General features: G+C 40.3%; 6 protein-coding genes and 1 tRNA gene. 3 read left to right on the forward strand and 4 right to left on the reverse strand.

The window, feature by feature from the left end; translation table 11 throughout:
• The first annotated feature begins 263 nt into the window (after window positions 1-263).
• From rnr to MWU78_RS00210, 3 genes are all read left to right on the forward strand, one after another.
• Entirely contained in the window at window positions 264-2,453 is a 2,190-nt protein-coding gene (gene rnr / locus MWU78_RS00200; RefSeq protein ID WP_246993839.1) for a ribonuclease R, read from the forward strand.
• Window positions 2,454-2,609: 156 nt separating this feature from the next.
• On the forward strand, window positions 2,610-3,293 hold the full coding sequence (locus MWU78_RS00205; protein ID WP_246994664.1) for a head GIN domain-containing protein: 684 nt from the start codon (window positions 2,610-2,612) through the stop codon (window positions 3,291-3,293).
• Between the two features lie 13 nt (window positions 3,294-3,306).
• Entirely contained in the window at window positions 3,307-3,972 is a 666-nt protein-coding gene (locus MWU78_RS00210; protein ID WP_246993842.1) for a LysE family transporter, read from the forward strand.
• A gap of 83 nt (window positions 3,973-4,055) precedes the next feature.
• Here MWU78_RS00210 and MWU78_RS00215 read toward each other — a convergent pair.
• The 4 genes from MWU78_RS00215 to MWU78_RS00230 form a co-directional block, all read right to left on the reverse strand.
• Window positions 4,056-4,126 (reverse strand) — tRNA-Cys (locus MWU78_RS00215).
• Between the two features lie 42 nt (window positions 4,127-4,168).
• The gene (gene folB / locus MWU78_RS00220) at window positions 4,169-4,534 is read right to left on the reverse strand and encodes a dihydroneopterin aldolase (protein ID WP_246994666.1); all 366 of its coding nucleotides are present in this window, start codon (window positions 4,532-4,534) and stop codon (window positions 4,169-4,171) included.
• A gap of 140 nt (window positions 4,535-4,674) precedes the next feature.
• Window positions 4,675-5,625 carry a type IX secretion system membrane protein PorP/SprF gene (locus MWU78_RS00225; RefSeq protein ID WP_246993844.1) on the reverse strand — a complete coding sequence of 317 codons (951 nt, stop codon included), beginning with the start codon at window positions 5,623-5,625 and terminating at the stop codon, window positions 4,675-4,677.
• A 21-nt stretch (window positions 5,626-5,646) separates the two neighbouring features.
• Entirely contained in the window at window positions 5,647-22,746 is a 17,100-nt protein-coding gene (locus MWU78_RS00230) for a T9SS type B sorting domain-containing protein (RefSeq protein WP_246993846.1), read from the reverse strand.
• Window positions 22,747-23,242: the final 496 nt, after the last annotated feature.

The raw sequence follows: 23,242 nt of genomic DNA on the forward strand, positions 1-23,242 counted from the left end.
AAGTCATTGATTTATAATAATTACTTGCTGTATAAATTGTCAATAAACTTATTTAATGGTTCAAAGCAAATTAATACGTGCTTTTTTATATCCACTATAAACACACCATTATAATCACCATTTTATTTTAAATTTAAGAAAAAAGAAAACATATATATATAATAGATGTTGATAACAAGATTTATTAAAGAAGATGGAAACTTAAAATTTGAAATAATAGACAATGGATTATAATTCGTAATTTTCCAAAAATAAAAGTGTTAATGTCAAAGAATAATAAAAGAAACAAAAATCAACGAAAAAACGAAATAACCAGAGGTATATTCACTGTTCTAGAAAAGGAGCCCGAGAAATCTTTTAACTATAAGCAAATTGCTGCTAAAATTGGTGTTGTAGAGGCCAATGATAGGAACACTCTTATTAAAAGATTGGTAGAATTAAAGGAAAAGAAGCGGATTTTGGAAGAAGGAAGAGGTGCTTATAAGGCCATAGCTTCAAATAAGACATACCATACCGGAACGGTCGATATAACAGGTAGGGGAAATGCCTACATTGTGGTTGAAGGTTTGGATGATGATGTTTTTGTTCCCTTTAATAAATTAAAAAAGGCTTTCCACAAAGATGTGGTGGAGGTATATATTTTTCCTAGAAGAAAGGGAAAAAAATTGGAAGGGGAAATTACAAAGCTAGTATCCAGAAATAAGAATGCATTTGTTGGTATTGTGGATATGCAAAAGGATTTTGCCTTTGTACGGCCTACGGACTATAGAATGTATACCGATATTTTTATACCAAAAAATAAAATTTCCACGGCCGAAGATGGGGATAAAGTGATTGCAGAAATAAATGAATGGCCAGATAATGCGGATTCCCCATTTGGGACTATAACCCAAGTATTGGGGAAACCAGGGGAGCACAATACAGAAATACATTCCATTTTAGCGCAATATGGCCTGCCTTACGAATTTCCTACAGAGGTAGAAATGTTTGCCGACACACTGGATACCAGTATAAAAGAGGAAGAAATAGCGAAGAGAAGAGATCTTAGGGATACTTTGACGTTTACTATTGATCCCAAGGACGCCAAGGATTTTGATGATGCCCTTTCCTTTAAGACATTGGAAAATGGCAATTATGAGATTGGTATTCATATAGCCGATGTTTCCCATTATTTGGAAACCGGTACTATCCTGGATGAAGAGGCCTATGACAGGGCAACATCCGTTTATTTAGTAGATAGGGTAGTTCCCATGTTACCGGAGGTATTATCCAATAATGCTTGTTCACTGCGTCCGAATGAGGAAAAATATACATTTTCCGCGATTTTTGAAATTGATGATAAAGCGGTAATTAAAAACGAATGGTTTGGACGTACTGTAATAAATTCGGATGAACGATTTGCCTATGAAGAAGCACAGCATATTATTGAGACAGGTAATGGTAATATTCCACTGGAAATATCTATTAGGGAGGAAGCTTATACCGTTAGTGATGAAGTAGTTGATGCTACCTTGAACATGGACCGACTTGCTAAAATAATGCGTAATCAGCGTATGCGGGAAGGGGCTATTTCCTTTGATAAAATAGAAGTTCGTTTTAATCTTAATGAAAAAATGGAGCCTGAAGGTGTTTACTTTAAGGAATCCAAGGATGCCAATAAACTAATTGAAGAATTTATGTTGTTGGCCAATAGAAAAGTGGCCCGTTTTATAGGCAAGCAAAAACCGGTAAAAACATTTATTTATAGGGTTCATGATGAACCTAATGAGGATAAATTAATGGCTCTTAATGGTATTATTTCACGTTTTGGACATCAGTTGGATTTTAAGGACAAAAAATCTATAAGTAATTCCTTAAATCAACTTTTGGAGGATGTAAAAGGGAAGAAGGAACAGAATTTAGTAGACACCTTGGCCATACGAAGTATGAGCAAGGCTATTTATACTGTGAACAATATTGGCCATTATGGTCTGGCTTTTGATTATTATACACATTTTACCTCTCCTATTAGAAGATATCCGGATGTGATGGTTCACCGATTGCTACAGTATTATTTGGACGGTGGTGAGAGCCCAAAGGCAGAATCTTATGAAGAAAAATGCAAGCATTCCTCTGATATGGAAAGTTTGGCTGCAAATGCGGAACGCGATTCCATTAAATATATGCAGATAAAATTTATGGAAGATCATCAGGACCAGGAATTTGTAGGTGTAATTTCCGGGGTTACCGAATGGGGTCTATATGTTGAGATTATTGAGAATAAGTGTGAAGGAATGGTAAGGATTAGGGATATAAAGGATGATTATTATACCTTTGATGAAAAGGAATATGCCATTGTTGGTGAAAAAACCAAGAAATCCTATCAATTGGGAGACGAGGTTGTAGTGATGGTTAAGAGTACAGATTTAATAAAGCGCCATTTGGATTTTTCCCTATTGGGAAAAAACGATTAAGTTTTTGTTTTGGAATGGAATTTGTTTAACTAATGGAGTTAGCTCGATAAAGTTGAAAGAATTATTTCAAATACATAAATACGTGTTACGGAATTTGTCCGGAAAGAATGTTTTTGGGTTAGTTAATAGTGACCTAAAAACTATAGCTCTATGATAATGGATCAAAAATTAATAGTGATGCTTTTGTTTGTGATTGCGACCCATTCATTGAGCTCGCAAAACGAAAAGGTAACTCAGAATTTACAGCCATTTAAAGAAGTTAAGGCTTTTGATGGTTTGTCTGTGAACCTCATAAAATCAGACGTTAACAAGGCTGTAATTACCGGTGCCAATACCAGTAATGTGGCTATTGTTAACAATGATGGTGTATTAAAGATTCGCATGGAAGTTAACAAGTTATTTAGCGGTTATAGAACTTTTGTGGATCTGCACTATACAGAAAAACTGGTTATTATTGATACTAATGAAGACGCTAGAATTTCATCCAAAGAGCCTATAAAACAGGATATTTTGGAGCTTAAGGCACAGGAAGGCGGAGAATTGATTATAAGCGCCCAAGTAGATCAAATGCTAATAAAAAGTGTCACAGGTGGTATTATTTCTGCATCTGGTGCATCTAATATTCAAGATGTACAGATAAATACCGGAGGTATATATAAGGGAAAGGATTTTAAAACTAAATTCAGTACCATTAATGTAAACGCTGGCTCTAGGGCAGAGGTGTTTGCAACGGATTATGTGAAGGCGGCGGTAAAGGCCGGTGGAGAGGTAATGGTATACGGTAATCCCGCTAAAATGGAAGAGAAAACGGTTTTTGGTGGTAAAATTACCAGAATGTAAGTAACAGAACTTTATGATCGAGGATATACAGGCGGCAATTCCATTGGGCTTTTTATTGAGCTTTATGATTGGGCCTGTTTTTTTTGTTCTTCTGGAAACTAGTGCAATAAAGGGGTTTAGAGCCGCATTATGCTTTGATATTGGTGTTATTGTTGCCGATATTATTTTTATTTCCTTAGCCTATTTTAGTAGTTTTCAACTGTTGGAAAATCTTAGTAATCATCCTGGACTATATGTTTTTGGAGGTACTATCCTATTGGTTTACGGACTTACCAATGTCTTTAAAAAAGAATCACTTAAAAAAGAAACTAAAATTAGAATTACCAAGGGCGACTACCTTAGTTTGTGCGTTAAGGGATTCTTATTGAATTTTATAAATATTGGGGTTCTGGTATTTTGGTTGGGTATTATTATTGTAGTAGGGCCAAGTTTGGATAATGATTCAAATAGAATAATACTTTTCTTTTCCGCCATGATTGGTGCTTATTTTGTTACCGATATATTTAAAATTTTATTAGCTAAACAATTGCGAAAAAAACTGACCAAAAGACGAATTCTTTTGGTTAAAAAAGGACTTGGAATTATCCTGGTTATTTGTGGGTTGGTCTTAATAGTAAAAGGCTTTCTACCTAAAGATCAATTGAATATAGAAAAGGGTATAGAGCTTATGAGGGATTAGATCGTTGTTTTTTCGCACTTATATTTATCTATATAAACACTGTTTAAAACAAAAAACCTTCATCGGTTAAGATGAAGGTTTAGAGGCATCGAGCGGATTCGAACCGCTGTACAAGCTTTTGCAGAGCTCTGCCTAGCCACTCGGCCACAATGCCTTTTTGCAGTGCAAAGGTAATACTTTTTTTATGTTTCAAAAACTATAACCCTGATCTTTTGGATTTAAGTATTATGGTTACTTCTTTAACATCCCCACCAATGGGAGGATTGATTTTGGAGACGGCAACTTCTACCTTTTTTGCTATAGTTATTTCTTCAAAAATTCTATGAAGTATACGTTGTGCAACATGTTCCAATAGTTTTGAAGGAATAGCCATTTCTTCTTTTACAATTTGGTTTATGTGAACATAATCAACAGTTTCACTAAGATTATCTGATTGGGATGCTTTGTTTAAATCGGCACTTACCTCAACATTTACTTGATAATCGCTCCCAATTATGGTCTCTTCTTTAAGACAACCATGATTTGCATAAACTTTTATATTGCTGACCCTTACTTTCCCCACCATACCAATAATTTCTTCAAAATTAAATCAATCTAAGCGCAAAAGAACGGAAATTATATAAAATTTAAAGGGTAATGCCGATCTTGAGCTTAAGTAGCGGATATTTTATGTAGATATTTTGATATGATTTATGCTTTGAATTAATAAGTACATCTACAATTACTAATTCCTTGGAATAGGTCTACCCCGATGGTTACAACGTGTGTACCTGTACTATATCCTAATATTTCGTTTAATATAATTTGATAGGAATATCCGAAATAGAAATTGCTTTTTTTAAGTCCGGCCAAGGGAGCTATATATAAGGGCCTTCCAATTTGGTCATTTAAAAAGCGGTAGGTAACACCTGCATAATAGTAATCCTCAAAATCATACCATCGGAATTTCAGGTTTAAATCGGCTTCCGATCTACCATCACTTTCAAATATTTTGTATAAGATGGAAGGTTCTATTTCCATATTACTGTTTCTGGATTTTTTGTATCGGTATCCAGAATAGACATAGAAATTTCTAAGTTTGCTGGGTTCGTATATGGGATCAAATATGTAAACGTCCTTGTTAATAACGTTGGAGGCATTTAAACTGAGATAAAAGGCATTTTTCCGGTACAAAAGACCTACATCAAAATTATGGTTGGATGTGGACCGGTCATTGGTAACGCCCGGATCAAAACCTGCGTCAATAAATTCATTTACATCTAACCTAAATTGATTAAAATTATAGGAAAGGCCAAAGGATAAAAACTCATCCTCATAACGATTTAGTGTTAAATGGTGGGCGAAGGAAATTCGTGCTCCCTGTTGTTTTGTATACCCGTTGGAGTCGTTGTACAGGAATAGGCCTACTCCGGATTTTTCCCCTATTCGCATATCCGCGGCAAGGGATTGGGTTCTAGGTGCATCCTTTATTCCAACCCATTGCGCAAGTCCGTTCAACCTAATTTTCACATGATCGCCGATACCGGCGTAGGTTGGCGATAGCACAAAAGGATTATCAGCCAAATATTGTGAAAGCTGGGGCGAATTAAGCTCTTGGGCACTGGTGACCACGGTACTTAAAAGCAACACAAAGATTAATAGTTTACTGCGCATTTTTTATTTAGGTTAAGTTCTTCATCTATAAAGGGTGAAATGTCCAACAAACTCCCTGTCATCTTCCTCTCCTTTAAGTTTTATTACGTACCAATAATCCCCGGTTGGAAGCTCTGTTTGGTGGTATAGTCCATCCCATCCTTGGTCATTCATACCCATTCTGTATACCTCCCTACCATAACGGTCAAATATTATGGTTAGTATCTTTGGGAAGCCTTCTTGATTTCTAGGTTTCCAGAAATCATTTTGTCCATCACCGTCAGGGGTAAAGAAATTAGGGATTTCAATATCAATGAACTCCATAAAGATTTCCGCAATGGCTTCACATCCGTTCTCATCTACCACCCTTACGGTATGGGTTTTTGTTTCTGTAATGTAATGGGTGTTATCCGTACCATTGTCCTTGTCGTTAAAATAGAAGGTATACTCTTGTTGTCCTCCTGTGGCGACAGCCGAGATTTCGTTGATATTCCCTGGTGCTAAGGTAAGTACCAAAGGTTCAAAGTTTTCTATTTCAAAATCTACGGTTAGTACACAACCATTGGCATGGGCTATGGCAATGTAGTGGTTCCCAGGAGCAATATTTGTAAAATTAGGCTCCAATACCATGTCATTTGGATCGGTAGAGTCCAACGCATACATCACATCCGGGGCAACCGTTGGATCTTCCAATAGAAGTTCAATTGAATTGTTGGGGATGTTCCCGGTACATTCATATACGGGCGTTACCGTTGCATTCAAAATAACTCCTGGATCAATTGTTACTGCCATGTTGATCATACATCCCTGAGCATCTTTTACAAAAATGGCGTAAGTACCGGCAGCCAGATTACTGAACAAGGTCCTGTCCAATACAAAATCGCTGTCCGTAGTAGAATTTATACTTGTACTATACGGCGCTGTTCCTCCAGAAATATCCAAGGATATGGTTCCATCGGCACTTCCGATACAAATTTCAGGTGTGGTGGTTGGTACCGCCATTATAATTGCAGGTTCTGTTATGGTATATCTCAATTGCTCAAAACATCCATTTATATCCTGTGCAATTATAGTATAGTTACCAGGAGCTAGATCGGTAAATGTATTTACTGTATCAAATTTGTCAAGGTTGGGCGAAATGGCATATTGATATCCGCCGGAACCACCACTTAAGGAAACGGTAATACTACCATCACTGGCGCCATTACAGCTAACGTTCGTAAAGGAATCGTCAACAACCAATGGAGTAGGTTCAGTTATTCTGTTTACTGTGGATACTACTACACAGTCGTCGCTGGTTACCCTAACATAGTAGCTACCGACCGTTAGGTTACTAAATTGGCGGCTTGTTTGAGGTCCGGCAATACTATTGGTCAATGCTGCATCTGTGAACAATTCATATCTGTAATTACCCAATCCTCCATCTGCGTTGGCAATCAAGATGGCGGTATTATCGCCATTACAATTGATGACTGCAGCGGAAGTATCCATAGTTACAGTTAAGGGTTCAATGGCATCCTCTTTTATTTCGTTGGATAAAATTGATTTACACCCAAAGGAATCCCGTACGTAATATCTATAGGTTCCGGCAGGAACAGTGAAGGTATGTGTATTTCCTCCACTCATTGGGAAATAATTGATACCATCCACACTATACTCATAATTTGGTGTACCTCCATAAGCCGTTAACAACAATTCTGCTTCATTTAAACAGGTTAATGGACTTGTCCTTATTAAAGATGCATAAACTTCGGTAGGATCAATTATAGTGGCCTGTACGGTTTCTACATCACATCCCCAACCATCCGATACGGTAATGGTATAGATACCAGATTTTAAGTTGTTGAAATTAGGATTGGTCTGTCCACCTGAGGTATAAACTATTGAGGTTCCAGTGGAATCATAAACATTCAACTGATATTGATATACACCTTCACCTCCAGCCATATTAATGGCGGTCAATGCTCCATCACTATCCCCATAACAATCCAATGTTGTGGAAAGTGGTGTGATATCTGCAGTAATAGGTGCAGGTTGTACTAAAATTTCAGTAGCATCTAGGACACAACCATTGGCATCGGTAATCTGTACGGTGTAATTCCCAGCGGAAAGTTCGTTAAATGCCATTACGTTAACATCAGTGGCATTGTATACCTCTGAGGTTGTAGTATTGGTAAGTACTATATCATAAGGAGCATATCCACCGCTTGGGTCTACAATTATTTCACCTTGATCATTGGAGCAGGTAACATTGGCAATTGGATCAACAATTGCAGTCAGAGCCCTATCAGGAGAAATTATTTTTATAGTATTTGAATTCTCGAAACACAATGGAACATTGGTTTCTGTTACCCTAACATAGTAATTTCCGCCAGTTAATCCGTTGATGGTAAGTGGGTTGGTGGATGTGTTGGCCGATCCTGTAATAGCCGTTGCCACTCCTGCACCGGTATATACGGTATAATTATAAGGACCTGAATAGCCGCTTACATTTATTTGCAAGGCACCATTGTTATCTCCAAAACAGGTTACAGGTGTAATTGCTGTAGCGCTTACCTTGATCAAATCATAAGGAGCAATATTATAGGCCGCAGTATCCACATAACATCCTGTTGTGGTGTCGGTAACCCTAAAGGTATAACTTCCAACGGCGGTTAAATCAAAGGTGGCAGTATTATAAGTTGGATTTCCTGTTAGTGAGGCATTGGTATTGCCAACAGGTAACAACTGATAGGTATAAACATTGGCCGTATTGCCATTATCGTTAACCGTTATGGTTACTTCTTCCGGTCCAGTACAAGAGATAGCAGTATCTTGGGATAGTGTAGGCGTAAATTTATTGATGGTACTAATGTCAACATCATAATCCGCAGTACATCCATTATCGTCTTTCACGGTTACCGTAATAGTTCTATCAGACCCATTATCGGTTATATTAAAGGTATTGGAAGCAAAGAAATTAACTCCGTTAATGCTATAGGTATATGGAGCTGTTCCATTTGAACCCACTGCAGTTATTATAGCTTGTGATGCCTTGTTGTTGGCATTACATGCAAAACTGGTAGCAGTTGCCGTTACATCCACTGGGTTTGGTTGCCCAATAGTCACGGTTTCCGTGGTAAAGCATCCCCTATCCGATGTAACAGTAATGTCGTATGTACCTGCCGCCAAGTCCGTGAACAGGTTGCTGTTCTGTGTTGTCGGCGGATTGGTCCCGTCGTTGATTGTAAAGGTGTATGGCGGGTTGTCGTTGGATGCATCCAGGATGACCTGTATGGTCCCGTCGGCACCTCCGTTACAGGAAACGTCCTCTTTGGTAGAGGTAAACATGACCGGTGTTGGTGTTTCCAGGGAAACGGGCACCTGAGCTTCACAATTGGATCCCGAGGTATCGTATACCATGGCGGTATAGTTTCCCGGGGCAAGCCCGCTAAACACATTTGAAGCTTGTGGGGTACCAACAACACTTATACCGCTACTATTTAAAAGGTCGTACTCGTAGTTTCCGGCACCTGCCCCACCGCTGGCGGTGATGGTGATCACGCCGTCGTCCACTGGACAGGATGGCTGTGTAGTGGCCACAGCGGCTGCGCCCAATGGGGGGAGGATGGTAATGGTATCGGTCACGGTACACCCGTTGGCGTCCCGTACGGTCACGGTATAGGTTCCCGGAGCGGATACGGTAAATATGCCGCTGTTCTGGAATCCGTTCCCGATACTGTATTTTATTGGGGCCATTCCGTTACCTGTCGCGGTAAAGGTATATGAGTTCCCATTGGAGGTACATTGGTCTGCAGCATATGCTGGAACCGTTACCGTTGGTAATGGGTCCTCTTCTACGGTTATGGTTATAACAGAGGTACAACCTTTGGAATCCCGTACGTGGATATCATAATCCGATGGGTACGACGCCGGTGTCAAAACAGCGCTTGCACTTGAAGTGAACAATCCCGTAGGCGAGGTCGTTGTGGGGACAAACGCATAGGTATATCCGCTGTTCCCGCCAGTGGCCAGAACGGTCACCTGGGCGCCGATGTTACAGTTTGCCTTGATATTCTTGGTCACTGTCAGGTTCAGGTCCGCAGCCGGGGACGCAATTGTCACCGTTTTGGAGTTGTCGTCACAGAAAGGGGTATCGGTAGCGGTAAGTACCACATAGAAATTCCCTGCCGGCAATCCTGAGATTGTTCTAGGGTTGGATGAGGTATCGGAACTTATAACTGCTGTAACGTTGGCTCCACTGCTGTCAAATACCTGATAATCGTAATTGCCTAAGTAATTATTGACCTGGATCTGCAGTTGACCATCGGAGTCCCCATAACAGGTTACCGGGGTCATGGCGGTTGCCACCACTTCGATCAGGTCATAAGGGGCCACTTTATATGGCGCTGTAATGAAATAGCACCCAGTCACATTATCGGTCACCCTAAAGGTATAATCTCCTACCTGACTCAATTCATAAACTGCAGTAGTTCCTGCTACAGATGTTTGAGTACCGTTAGGGTTGCCCATCGGTAACAATTCAAAGGTAAAATCACCCGATCCTCCAATTACCGTTAATTCCACCTCTTCGTCATTATTACAGGTAATGGCAGTCTGTTGGGCAAAGGTAACATCTGTAATCACTGGAAGTGGATCAATTGTTTGAGTTAATGGCGCTACAATGGAACATCCCTTGTTATCCTTAACATCCACGGAAAATGTGCCAGAGGTATTGGTCACATAGGTATATACATTTTTAGAGACTCCGGTTCCTTCAAAATAGGCACCTCCGTCTATACTGAAAAAGTATGGTCCAGTACCTGTTGTTGCATCGGCAGTGATATCAAAAGAAGCCGTTTGTGCAGAATTGTTGACATCACAAGCGAATTCAACCACATTGCTAATGGAAGCAACTAATTGTGCAGGCTCATAAATAGTTTCGCTGGAAGTAGCCACGCAGTTCCTGTTGGAAGTTACGGTTATTACATAATTTCCTGGATTCAACCCTGAAAAGAACCCATTACTTTGGGTAATTGCAGGATCTAATCCATTATTTATGGTAAAGGAATATGGTGGATTATCATTGACTCCGGCACTTGGAGCAACCAAACTAACTTGGATGGTGCCATCGGCTGCACCAAAACAGCTAATATCTGTTTTTTGGGTAGCCTGTAAGGTTACTGGTGTTGGCTCTTCCAAAGTAAGCTGTATTTCCTTGGTACAGTTGGTAGGGTTGCCTAGAGTGTTATCCGTTACCCGAACAATATAAGTCCCAAAGGCCACACTTGTAAATTGGTTCCCGACAGGAGCATTTCCTGTAGGAGTGATTCCATCCGATTCGAATAATTCTACAGTATTTACTCCAGATCCACCCGTTACGGCAAAGTCTATAACCCCGTCATTGGCAGCACATGTAGGCTGAGTATTTACGGTAGCTATAAATTCCAATTCAGGGTTAATGGTAATCGATTCAATTTCTCCACAACCATTGGCATCCAGCACTTCTATATCGTATGATCCAGAAGAAAGGTTGCTGAATATATATGGGAATGATGCTATGTTTTGGAAAGCATTACCAACAATTCTAATTCTATATGGAGCTACACCAGTATTGATAGCATCCAAACTCACTTCTACCGAGAAACTACCCTCATCCTCACATTCATCAACTAAAGTCAATGAAATATCAGGGCTCGTATCCTCAGTGATGGTAATATCCAAGACTTGGGAAATACATCCATTGGAATCCTGGGCATACACATCCCAATTGGCACCAAGACTATAATCCAAACGAAGTGTTTCGTTCTCTGGAAAAGCTCCTGGGATAGCTGCACCATCCAATACATACGCATAGGAATAAGGTCCTGTTCCCCCACTGGCCTGTACTACAACAACAGCATCTTCATTACAGTTGTCAGGAGTATTGCTTATCTGAACCACAACCACTTCTTCCGGGGCATCAATGGTCACTGAATTGGATACTGCATTACAGAATGGAGTTTGTGTTTCTATTACCTCAACGGTGTACATACCTGCTGGTAATGTCTGTGGTATTACATAATTAAAAGGATCTGAAATAGCATCTGAATTTCCAAATGCACCAGCCACTGGGTTCCCTGCATTATCCAAAACTTGATAATCAAAAGTACCTAGATAGCCTGCAATATTAATTTGAATCCTCCCATCAGAACTATCACTGCAGGTTGCATCGGAAACTAAGGATGATGTTACTTGAATGAAATTATAAGGGGCAATGTTGTGTTCAACAACAACTGTACAATTGGTAATATTATCCAATATCTCGTATACATAGTTTCCAGGAGCTGACAAAACAATATTTAATGGATCCGCAACGGCATTTCCACTCGGCAATTCAGTATAGGTATAGTCCCCTGAGCCACTGGCAGGAATAATTTGAATAATTTCGGAACCATTGGAACAATCAATAGCCTGAGCTTGGTTTATGGAAGCTGTAACCAACTGTTTAGCCGGTACAGGTACTGAAACAGACCTGGTACATCCGTTGTCATCCTTAACGATAACATTTACATTGGGGGAGCCATAGGCTACCATATAAGTGTTATCTGATTGGAAAGAACTACCGTTGTAACTGTACAAATACGGAGCGGTTCCAGAAGGATTTCCCGAGCCATCATTGCCAATTGTAACGGTTATTGTACTGGCATTGTCATCACAGGTGTAATCTGAGGCGGTAGCACTAAATAAAAGCTCTGATGGCTGATTTATGGTGATGGACTCATCATGGGTACATCCTTTTCCAGATAGTACAGTTACCGTATAGTTTCCTTGTGGTAACCCGGCAAATACGTTGGAATTTTGGGTAGTAGTACCACCATCTAAGCTATATTGATAGGGTGTATCCAAATTTCCTGCGTCTAAAGCAACTGTAATGGAACCATCTGATCCTCCAAAACAACTCACATCCGTTGCAGAAAGAGTAAAAGTTGGATTGGTAGGGGCTTCAATGGTTATAGTAACACTCTTGCTACAACCAGTTATGTTATCTACAATATCAAAATCATAGGTACCACTGGTAAGTCCCGTGAATATAGGATCGTTCACCTGAGTAGGTCCAGCAGGGCTTGTTTGAATAAAATTAAAATCCAAAGATCCGCCACTCGTAGAAATTGTAACTTCAGCATTATTGGCAGGGTTACAAAATTCTTCTTGGGTAATTTTGGCTTGGGCCAATAATGGAGGATATATCGTTATGGATTCTGCCGCTTCCCCGCATCCACTGGAATCTACTACTCTTATAGTATGTGTACCGGAGGAAAGGTTGGGAATTAATACAGAATCTCCTGAAACGGACAGGTTGACCGGCTCTAAGCTTCCACCATCTACGCTCATGAAATATGGGGAAATTCCATCATTATCCAAGGTAACCATAATTTCAAAAGCTCCTTCATTGGCACAAGCCGTTGTCAAGGCTATGGAAATTGTGGATTCTGGCTCCAAATTATTGGTGACGGCATCAGATTGAATACAGTTGTTGGCATCCTTTACGTAAACGATATAATCTCCATTTTCTACATTAGCATAATTTTGCGATACCCATCCCGGGCTTGATGCTGTAGGGGCTGGAGTTGCAGTTGTAAGAAATTGATATAGGTAAGGAGAAGTACCGTACTTTGCTGTGGCGGTAATTACCCCGGCATTAGTTGTACAGTTGTCATCTTTAATTGAAGATGCCGTTACTTCCAGCAAAACTGAAGATTCATTTATAGTGAAACTTTCTGTTCCTACCGTACAACCATCAACGGACAAATTAGTACTATTTTCCGTGAAAAGAACATAATATATTCCAGGGGCCAATGGGCCTAAATCGGTAACACTAACAGAACCTGGATGTGGAAGTGGACCTGAATTTCCTGAAATGCCTGTGGACGCGTTAGATTGGGAATTGTATATTTCATAATCAACACTCGTTGTACCCGCATCATAATTATCGAAGGTAAAAGAAACGGCTCCATTTGCCATACCTTTACAGCTAACGTTGGTAATTGCATCCCAAGTAGAGGTTAAATTGGATGGTGAATCTATAGGCGCTAACGCAGATTCAAAATAATAACAATTATTATCCAAATCATGAACGACAAAGGTATAAGTTACCCCTGGAGTCAAGCCAGTGAACGTTGTGGTTTCTGGAGTAAGCGCATCTGCAGGTTGGTAAACACTGGCGTAAGGCGAAGTATATGTATCCAATATACCAAACTCGTAATTACCACTTCCTGCTGCAGAAGAAACGGTTACAACCGCAGTACCTCCTAAAGAGCAATCAGCTGTAATGGCAGATACATCTATATCCAGATCATCTGGCGGAGAAGCAATTATATCTGTTTTACTCAATGAACACCCATTGGCATCCACAACATCTATTTCATAGATACCAAATTCTAAAATTGTAAAGGCATGATCCTCCCCTCCAGCGGTGGTGGTGTATGTTGCAGAATAACCATTATTACCAGTTAGGAAGTAGGTATATTCGGCAGTGCCTCCTGTTAGGTTCTCAACTGTTATACTACCTGGGGTAATTCCTCCAACATCACATCGTATGGGAGTAACCGAATAATCATAGGCTATTGGATCTGGTTGGGCAATTGTAATTGGAAACGGAACAGACGCACACCCTTTACTATCGGTGATGGTCACTTCATAATTACCTGCAGGTAAACCTTCTGTCTGACTTCCGTAATTTACAGTAGTACTTACATTTATTACTTCGGTGGTAAAAGGTCCAATTCCTTTAGAGGTATCAATGGAAACATGTATAATTCCTGTTTCATCCCCATTACACAAAGGATCTGTTGCCGTTGTTGTTAATTCTGGTTGTTCCGTAGGATTAACAGTTATTGGGTTGGATAAAGCCTCACAGCCCGAGTCGTCATAGACCTTAAAAATATAATTCCCTGCAGTGCTGGTGCTGAAACTAAAGCTTGTACCTGCCATAGCTGCTCCAGGATTAAACGTAGCTCCCCCATCAGTACTTACCTCGTAACGATCATATGGAGGATATCCTCCATCTACAACTACATCAATAACGGCATCCGTTGGGGCAGAACAAGTTAGATCTTTACTTACTATGGCACTGGCAAAAATTAGCCTTTCTGGAACTACTACCTGTAATGTAGTGGAAGTACAACCATATGCATCGGTTGCCTCAAAATCAAAGGTTCCAGGAATTATCCCTGAAAAGGTATTACTAAGTTGATAAGGCCCTCCGTTTACCCTATATCTATATGGAGCTTGTCCTCCCGTTATACTCAAGATAATCTGTGCTCCATTATCATCATAGCATAGATCTGAGCTCGGGTCCAAGGTTAAAACTGGAATACTTGCTGGAGCAATGGAAAGAGGCTTGTTTACAACACATCCATTGGCATCCATTACATAAATAGTATAATCACCAGCAGGAATATTACTGAAAACCCTATTCCCTTGGTAGGGGACTACGGTTACAGTGTTTGTGGCATCCATCAACTGGTATTGGTAGGAATTCCACCCTCCAGTAGCTGTTACTGTTATCGCGGCATTGTTTGTACAGGTTACATCCGTATTTGTATAAGTAAAATCTAACGGTGTAATTGGTTCACTTATCAATGCCGGAGCAGAAGCTGTACAGGTTGTGGTATCATCCGTAACATATACGCTATAGGCGCCCATTGCAATATTTGGTACCGAAATAGGTGTGGTCGTAGTAATATTATTTTCAAACTGTACGGTTACTCCTGAGCTATTTTTTACTGTATAACTAAAGGTTGAGACAAAATCGCTTGCCGTGAAGGCAAACTCACCATCGGCATCCCCTTTACAGGTTACGTTGTTTACCAATTGGTACAATACGCTTACCTTGGGAATGGTATTGATGGTATAATTTTTTTGAATGGAACACCCCTTGGAATCTGTAACTTCAAAAGTGTATGTTCCAGGTGTTAATCCAACGAATGTTGCATTATTACCGTTGTTGGTAGTCTCAAGGAAAGGGGCTACAATTTTATAGATAAAAGGCCCAGTACCATTAGTTACATTCACAGTAACATTACTAAGTATAGCCGGACAGGTCAATGCCGATGGAGCAAATGATAAATCTGTAGGTGCATTCAAAGGGGCGATAGTCTGAGTACTTGTTGTTGTACATCCTTTTGCATCCCTTGCCGTAATGGTATAGGTTCCGGCCATTAAGCCTGAAAATGTCGTGGAAGCTCCGAAAGTGACCCCGTCAATGCTGTATTGATATGGAGCAGCACCTCCATTTGTACTCGTCACGGTAATTGTCGCTGAACCGGAAATACAGGTATAGTCTTGCGAAACCGAGGTTGTTGATGTCAATGCTGGAGGATCCGTTAGGGTTACCGTACCTGTTATTTCACACCCTTTGGTGTCGGTAACGGAATAATTATAAGTTCCTGCAGTTAACCCGCTATAGACCATTTGGGTAGAAGGGGCACTGCCATTGAACACTATTTGGTATGGAGGAGTTCCACCAGTTACGTTTAAATTAACAGAACCATCTGCAGAGCCTGCACAATTTGGGTCTGATATGACTGGACTCACCGTCGGTGGGGTGTTGCTGCTTACAATTATGGCATTGGATGTAACGGTACAGCTGGAGGCATCTGTAATTACAAATTCATAGGAACCTGCTGTTGTTGGGGTATAAGTAAATGGAGTACCAGGAACCACAGTGCTGGATTGATGAATTGCTCCGTCTAAATATACTTCGTAATTATAGGGTGTTGTTCCATCTGAAACTTCAACACTGATTTCAGCATCTGGACTAACACTACAATCCAAATCTTTAACAAGAGATGCATTTACGATAAGTGTAGGATTAACAGTAAGGGTTTCGGTGTCGGTACAGTTCTTATTATCTATTACGTCCAACGTGTAGGTCCCAGGGGCCAATCCGCTAAAAACGTTGTTGGACTGGTAAGCACCACCGTTGATTCTAAACTGAAATGGAGCTTGTCCACCTGAGCTTACAGAAGCCGTTATGGTTAAACCAACGGCTGCATCATAACATAGGTTGTTGGCACTTATGGCCAAGTCTGGTGCAACGGCTGGGGTTAAGGTAAATGTTGTGGAAACAGTACACCCATTCATATCGGTAACATCAACACTGTAAGGTGCCGAGGTGTCCAAAAGACCACCAAAGGCTCCAGATGTATTGGAAGTAGTAGCGGCACTTGGGTCTGTAATTTGGTAAGTATAACCTCCCCATCCTCCGGAAACACTAATATTCACAGATCCTGGAACCGTGCCACTTGGGGAACAGCTTGGATCTGTTACTGCCACTGCATCAATCACCAGAGGAGATGCAGGTTCATTTACTGTTATTGTTGTGGTGTCTGAACAACCTGTGGTCTCATCCGTTACTACGATAGTATAATTTCCTGCAATGAGGCCAGCGATGGCGGTAGTTGCAGCTGATTGATTTGTTATTGGAGCACCTGCATTTACGGTATACTGATATGTTGTGGAAAAGCCAGAAGTGTCAAAAGAGATCACCCCGTCAGCGGCTCCCTTACAAGTAACATTACTTACCAAAGTGCCTACAATGCTAATAGGAGTTACCGGTAATATGGTATATGTTTCTGTATAAGAACAGCCATTGGCATCGGTTACCAGAAAGGTATAGGTGTCAGGTGCTAGGCCTACAAATACATTATTATTTATATTATTTATTGCGGTCGGAGCGGTTATTTCATATGTAATTGCTCCTATACCGCCAGTAACGGTAAGGGTTACATCTGAGGTTTGCGCTGGACAATTCGGTGCTGTACTACTAAAAGTAATATCGGTGGGTGGATCTAAGGCCGGAACATTTACGGGAACGCTAGCAAAAGTACATCCACTTGCGTCACGAACTGTAATCGTATAATCTCCATCGGTAAGTCCTGTAAAAGTATCCCCTACTACAAAATTAATTCCGTCTATGCTATAGGTATATCCAGGCGTACCCCCTGTTATATTTTGAACTTGTATACTGGCAGTTTGCAAACAGGTATAAGGTTGTGTTAATACCGCATCCGCAGTAATAGCATTGGGCGCTGTAAAGGTTGCGCTACCATTGAAAATACAACCTTTACTGTCTTGTATTACATAGTTGTAAGTTCCTGAAGCAAGTCCAGAGTAGGTGGTTTGATTGCTAAGTCCACCACCATTGAAGTTAACCTGGTAAGGTGCAGTTCCAAAGTTGGGATCAATTACAATTTCAACACTTCCGTTGGCTGCACTATCACAATTTGGATCCGTAATATTATTTGTTGCAACAGGATTGGTAATGGGATCCACAACAACAGTGGTTTGTGCCGTACAGCCTTCACTATCCGTAATTAGGAAGGTGAAACTACCATCTACGGCTGTGGTATAAGTTATGGTATTACCTACTACAGCGGTACTTGTTCCGCCGTTTATTTGATAGCTATATGCGGCATATCCACCATTTATGGTAATATCAATTATCGCATCCGGAGAAGCGGAACAATCCAGTTCTTTAGTAATAACATTGGACACCGTCAGTTGTGGCTCTATGGTTATTGTATTTGTAGTATCACTACATCCATAAGCATCCCTAACAACAACGGAATAGGCACCAGGAGCAAGGTTGTTAAACACATTGCCGTTCTGTGCGGGGGCACCATTTAGGCTATAGGTATAGGGCGCAATTCCACCTGCTGCGGTAGCGGTTAGGCTAACACCGGTCCCTGGGTCATAACAAAGGTCAGTAGTTGCGTCAAGTGTTACAGTGGGTATAGTTGGTGAATCAATCACAAAAGTGTCCGTTTCAACACATCCACCGGCATCCGTTACGCGAATAGTATGGGTTCCGGTTTGATCGATACCTGAAAACGTCTTGCTTGATTGTGGCCCAAGAACATCCGTATTTGGTTGAACAATTTCATAGGAATAACCTCCCCAACCATTCGTTGCAGTAATGGTAACGGAAGCGTCAGCGGAACAAGTCAAAGGGCTCACAGAAAAAGTGAAGGCCAACGAAGCTGCTGGCTCACTTACCGTAACCATGGCAGTATCGGTACAATTGGTAGTCTCATCAGTGACCACGATGGTGTAATCACCTGCTGAAAGTCCGGTTAAATTAATTGTGTTGGCAGACTGTCCCGTAATGGCGGTTGCACCATTAACAGAATAGCTATAGGTAGTGCTAAAATCGTTTATTTCAAAGTCTATGGCTCCATCAGAGCTTCCCTTACACAATACATTGTTTACCAATGTCCCTACTACTTGGATCGGATTTACAGGAGTTATGGTATAGGTTTCGTCATAAGAACATCCTTTACTATCTGTGACCCTAAAGGTGTATGTGTCCGGGTTAAGGTTATTAAAGGTTGCCGTTTTTCCCGCTATAGAATTTGATGCTATAGCTGACGGGGCAATGATCTCTATGGTCAAGGGATCAATACCGTTTACTGTAGTTACGGTTACATTGGATGTTTGTGTTGGACAGTTTGGAGCTGTTGACGTAAATGTTAGGTCGGTTGGCTCGTCAAGCGGTGCAATTACTATGGTATTGGTTACAAAGGTACAAAGTGTTGCATCCCTAATAGTAATAGTATAAGACCCATCGGTAAGATTGGAAAAGGTTTCAGACCCAGGTCCGCTTACAAAATTCACTCCATCTATACTATAAGAATATGGTGCTGATCCACCGGTAACATTTTGGGCTTCGATTATACCATCTTGAAGACAGGTAAAATCCTGTATTAATGTAGCATCCCCGTAAATACCGTCTGTGGGGCCACCTATGGTGAAATCTTGTACAAAATCGCAACTTGCCCCTCCTTTAGATTGAGTAAGTGTAACCGTATAATCCCCCTGTGGTAGGCCTGTAAAAGTACCTGAGGAATTAGTAATGGTACTGTCGTCTGGGTAGGTTATAGTGTACTCCACTTTATAACCGTTGGTGGCGGTCATGTTGTAAACAATACTACCATCTTCCGCGCCAAAACAACTCTCATCCGTGACCGAGGTTGTGAATTCCACTGCTGGGACTAAATTAATGGTAACGGTATTGGAAAAAGAATAGCAATTATTTCGATCTACTACTACAAAAGTATAATCTCCTGGGTCCAGTATATCGAATATTTGGCTAGTTTGAAAGTTACTAGGAGGTATTGAAGTTACATTTGGGTAGGAGGTAACGGTATTGCCACCTTCATCCACGTAGGACCAAACAGCATAGGTATGAGGTGTTTTTCCACCATTGGAATCCATTAAAATATTACCTTCCTTACAACTTATATGTTGGGAAATCCTTGCTGTTAAGTCCAAGTTGGCCTCGCTAAGTACAGTGACCTTTTCCTCCAGGAAACAACCATCATCGGTACGAACACGGATTATATAATTGCCTGCATTTAAATTTTGAAATGTAAAATTATTGTCAGGCTGTGCAGTCTCGTTGTCCAATAGTGTACCGTTGCCACCGTTGCTACCGTCATCAATTCTTATCTCATATTCGTAATTGGCCTCTACGTTCAATGCCTGAACGTTTATGCTACCCAGAGTGCTACATGTGGCTGCTGTTGTTGTTGTATTGAGTTGGAAATCTCGATTTCTTATCCCTATGTCCGGGGTTGTAAATTCACATGAGCCATCTATAGGTTCCCCTGTAGTGTTGTCCAATTGAGTAATGCCCACTCTGTAGGCACCATTGGTACTAATGTCAAAACTTGGGCCATTATTGGCGCTATAGGGAACTACAATGGTGTTATTGGCAACATCATATAGTTGATAGCCATATCCCAAACCTAAATTGGTAATGGTAATATTACCAGGGGTATTACAAATAATATCGTTGGCATTGTACTGTACATCCAAATTGTTTTGGAAGACGTTGAAATAGAAGCGGCTAAAGCAACCATTTTGGTAATTGACTACCAAACGAAATTTACCGGCACTGTTTGCCGTAAAGCTTGGACCTGTTGATACTTGGTTCCAGGTACAGGTAGCATTTTTGTTGCCACAATCGTCTCCTGAATCTGTACAACTGCCTTCTACCAATTGCTCCCACTGCATATTCTGAGCATCGGCAATATTGACTTGTATTAACTGAGTGTCGTTTACACCGCAAAGAAAGATTTTTGGTAAAGGACTGCCATCAACGGAACAACTAACAATTTCCCCTTGTACATCATTGGTGGGGTCGGCATCATTGTTACTGTTGTTAAAGAAATCTACAATCGGATTGGTCTGAGTGGCACCAAAACGTTCTACAACCAATATTTCCTTAAATCCCTTACAGGGGTCAGCAACTATTTTATCAACAATATAGGTACCTATGGTACTAACAACGAAGGTACTTGGGTCGTTATCGGAGTCTCCATCCGTTATAAGTGTATCCGATGCATCCAATTCTTGGTTGCCATTTTCATCCTTATACCATATATAATCATCAAAACCATCCCCTGCATCCAAGAGGGCCTGATCACCACAGAGTTTTACGTTTCGGACGAAATTACAATCTGCCAAATCGTCCAAAAGGAAGTTGGTGGCACCAGGGGTTACAAAACCACAATTATCGAAGTCTGTAACACTGGGGTCATCACTAATTTGGTTGCTGTTCAACACTCCGCTGTAGGTAGAGTAGGCAAGGTTTTGGATAAGGTCCGAACATGCATCCACAAAATCGAAGCAGTTCTCAGCTACCTTAACGCGCATACGTATAGCATAACTGGGATCATTTTTTTCCACAAATGCATTTGGAATACTAAAAACTACCGTCCTTGTAGGTTCGTCATAAGTATAGGAAACGCCTATTGGATAAGTAAAGTTTGTTTCGTCCAGGGTAACATTAACAGGAAGAACATCCTTTATTGTATAGTTATCTGCACTATCGTTACCCACATTCTGAAATGTTAGTACATAGTCCAAGGTTTGACCAAGATTTACACCTAGTCCAGTAATATCATTACCGGCAATGTCTTCAACGGTTTTCGTTAAATTTATTATAGGTTCAATAATCTCAACGTCAAAAGAGGTAAAGAAAATATCGTATTTATCCTGTGTAGAACTAGCTCTAAATACTGCACCAGTTTCATTGTTGGGAATTACTCCATTTAGTGGGTTAATTATGCTAAAATAATCCACATCCCATCCGAGGGTATTTAAGGAGTTGGGGTTTCTAGTGGTTACGATAGCATCGGCATCGGTTATATTGCTATTAAAAAAGTTTGTAGTTGGGTTTACTGTATTCCCTAAAGGGGTAAAGGCGATGTTGCTATTTGCTTTAATGGAAAGGCCGTCTCCACTGATTCTGTTATCCCCTTCAAGGGCGGCTACACCAAGTTGCGCATTTACTGGGAAGGGAGCAGGAAGTGTTGTAAAGCCATTAAATGGGATATCAACCGTTTGACCAGATTTTATTCCTGCGTATCCATCAAATGTGGTAATATATTTCCCTGGTAAATTAGGGTCTTCATAAACTACTACCATTTTCCAACCTCCAGAAACACCTCCGGAAATACTACTTCCCGAACTGGCCCTTATATTGGCTGCAAAATATTCTCCGTTAGGATCTGCCATACCGGCCACAATAGCTGTAACATCCTTATAACAGGCATATGGGCTGTAATAATCAAAATCGGCATCTCCAGCGCCATCAAATAAAATTTCATCTGCTGTTAAGTCCTGATAGGCACCTCCGGGAATCTTAAATTTTAGTTGGTCAAAACCACTTCGGTTATTTTGTTTAAATACGGCCGACCAGTATAGTCCGGCGTAACGTACTTTGGCGCAATCCGGATTGGGTACGGTTAATATGGCACTACTGGAGCTAAAAGTGGAAGAATCGCCATCGATATCAATGTACTGCATATCGAGGTCGTCATTATATTCCGAGGAGTTTCCTGTATCATTGTAGGGGTCATTTGGTGAAACAGGTGACGAAACCCATACGTAATCCCACTCTTTACATTCCCCTTTTTTTACTCTAACACATTGGTAGTCCCAATATCCATCGGCTTGCCTATTGACAATATTGTTGGCAATAAAGGTTATATCACCACGTAGTTCATTCTCATAACGAACATCGAAAGTGTTTTTTACTTGTGAATAGGCAAAGAAGACGCCTAATAGTAAAAAACAAGTCAGCAGTAATTTTTTAATATGAATTGATCCCATCAGGTAAATTAGTTTGGTATGGTATACATTAATTGGGTTCTAACGCCATTAATAATGTTTACTTTGAATGGGAGGTTTTTGGAAATTTAAATTTTAGTTGTTGAAAAACTTTTTGATAAGTTTTTAAAAACCTGACATTCATAACAAATATTAATCTTAATACCGAGCTGGTAAATTTAATGTTGTAGCAGTGTTGTATTCTGTTGTGAAACTCTTTTATTGTATGGTCACCCTTTTTTTTTATAGGGAATTTAGAATAATTTAAGCACGAAGATCAAGTCTATGATAATCAAGCCTATACCAGTTATAATGGAGTTTAAAGAAAATTTTGGAACTGATGTTGCTGTAAAAGTGAAATATTATTCTCTTTAAAAAGGATTTATTTTATTAGAATTTTGTTGTCATATACAACAAAAGTGATTTTAGTGATTAACAATTATAATAAGTTAAGTATCATGGATATACAAAACATTAAGGACAATGGAAATTAATGTAC

The sequence above is a fragment of the Arenibacter sp. F26102 genome, from assembly GCF_023015865.1.
Lineage (GTDB): Bacteria > Bacteroidota > Bacteroidia > Flavobacteriales > Flavobacteriaceae > Arenibacter.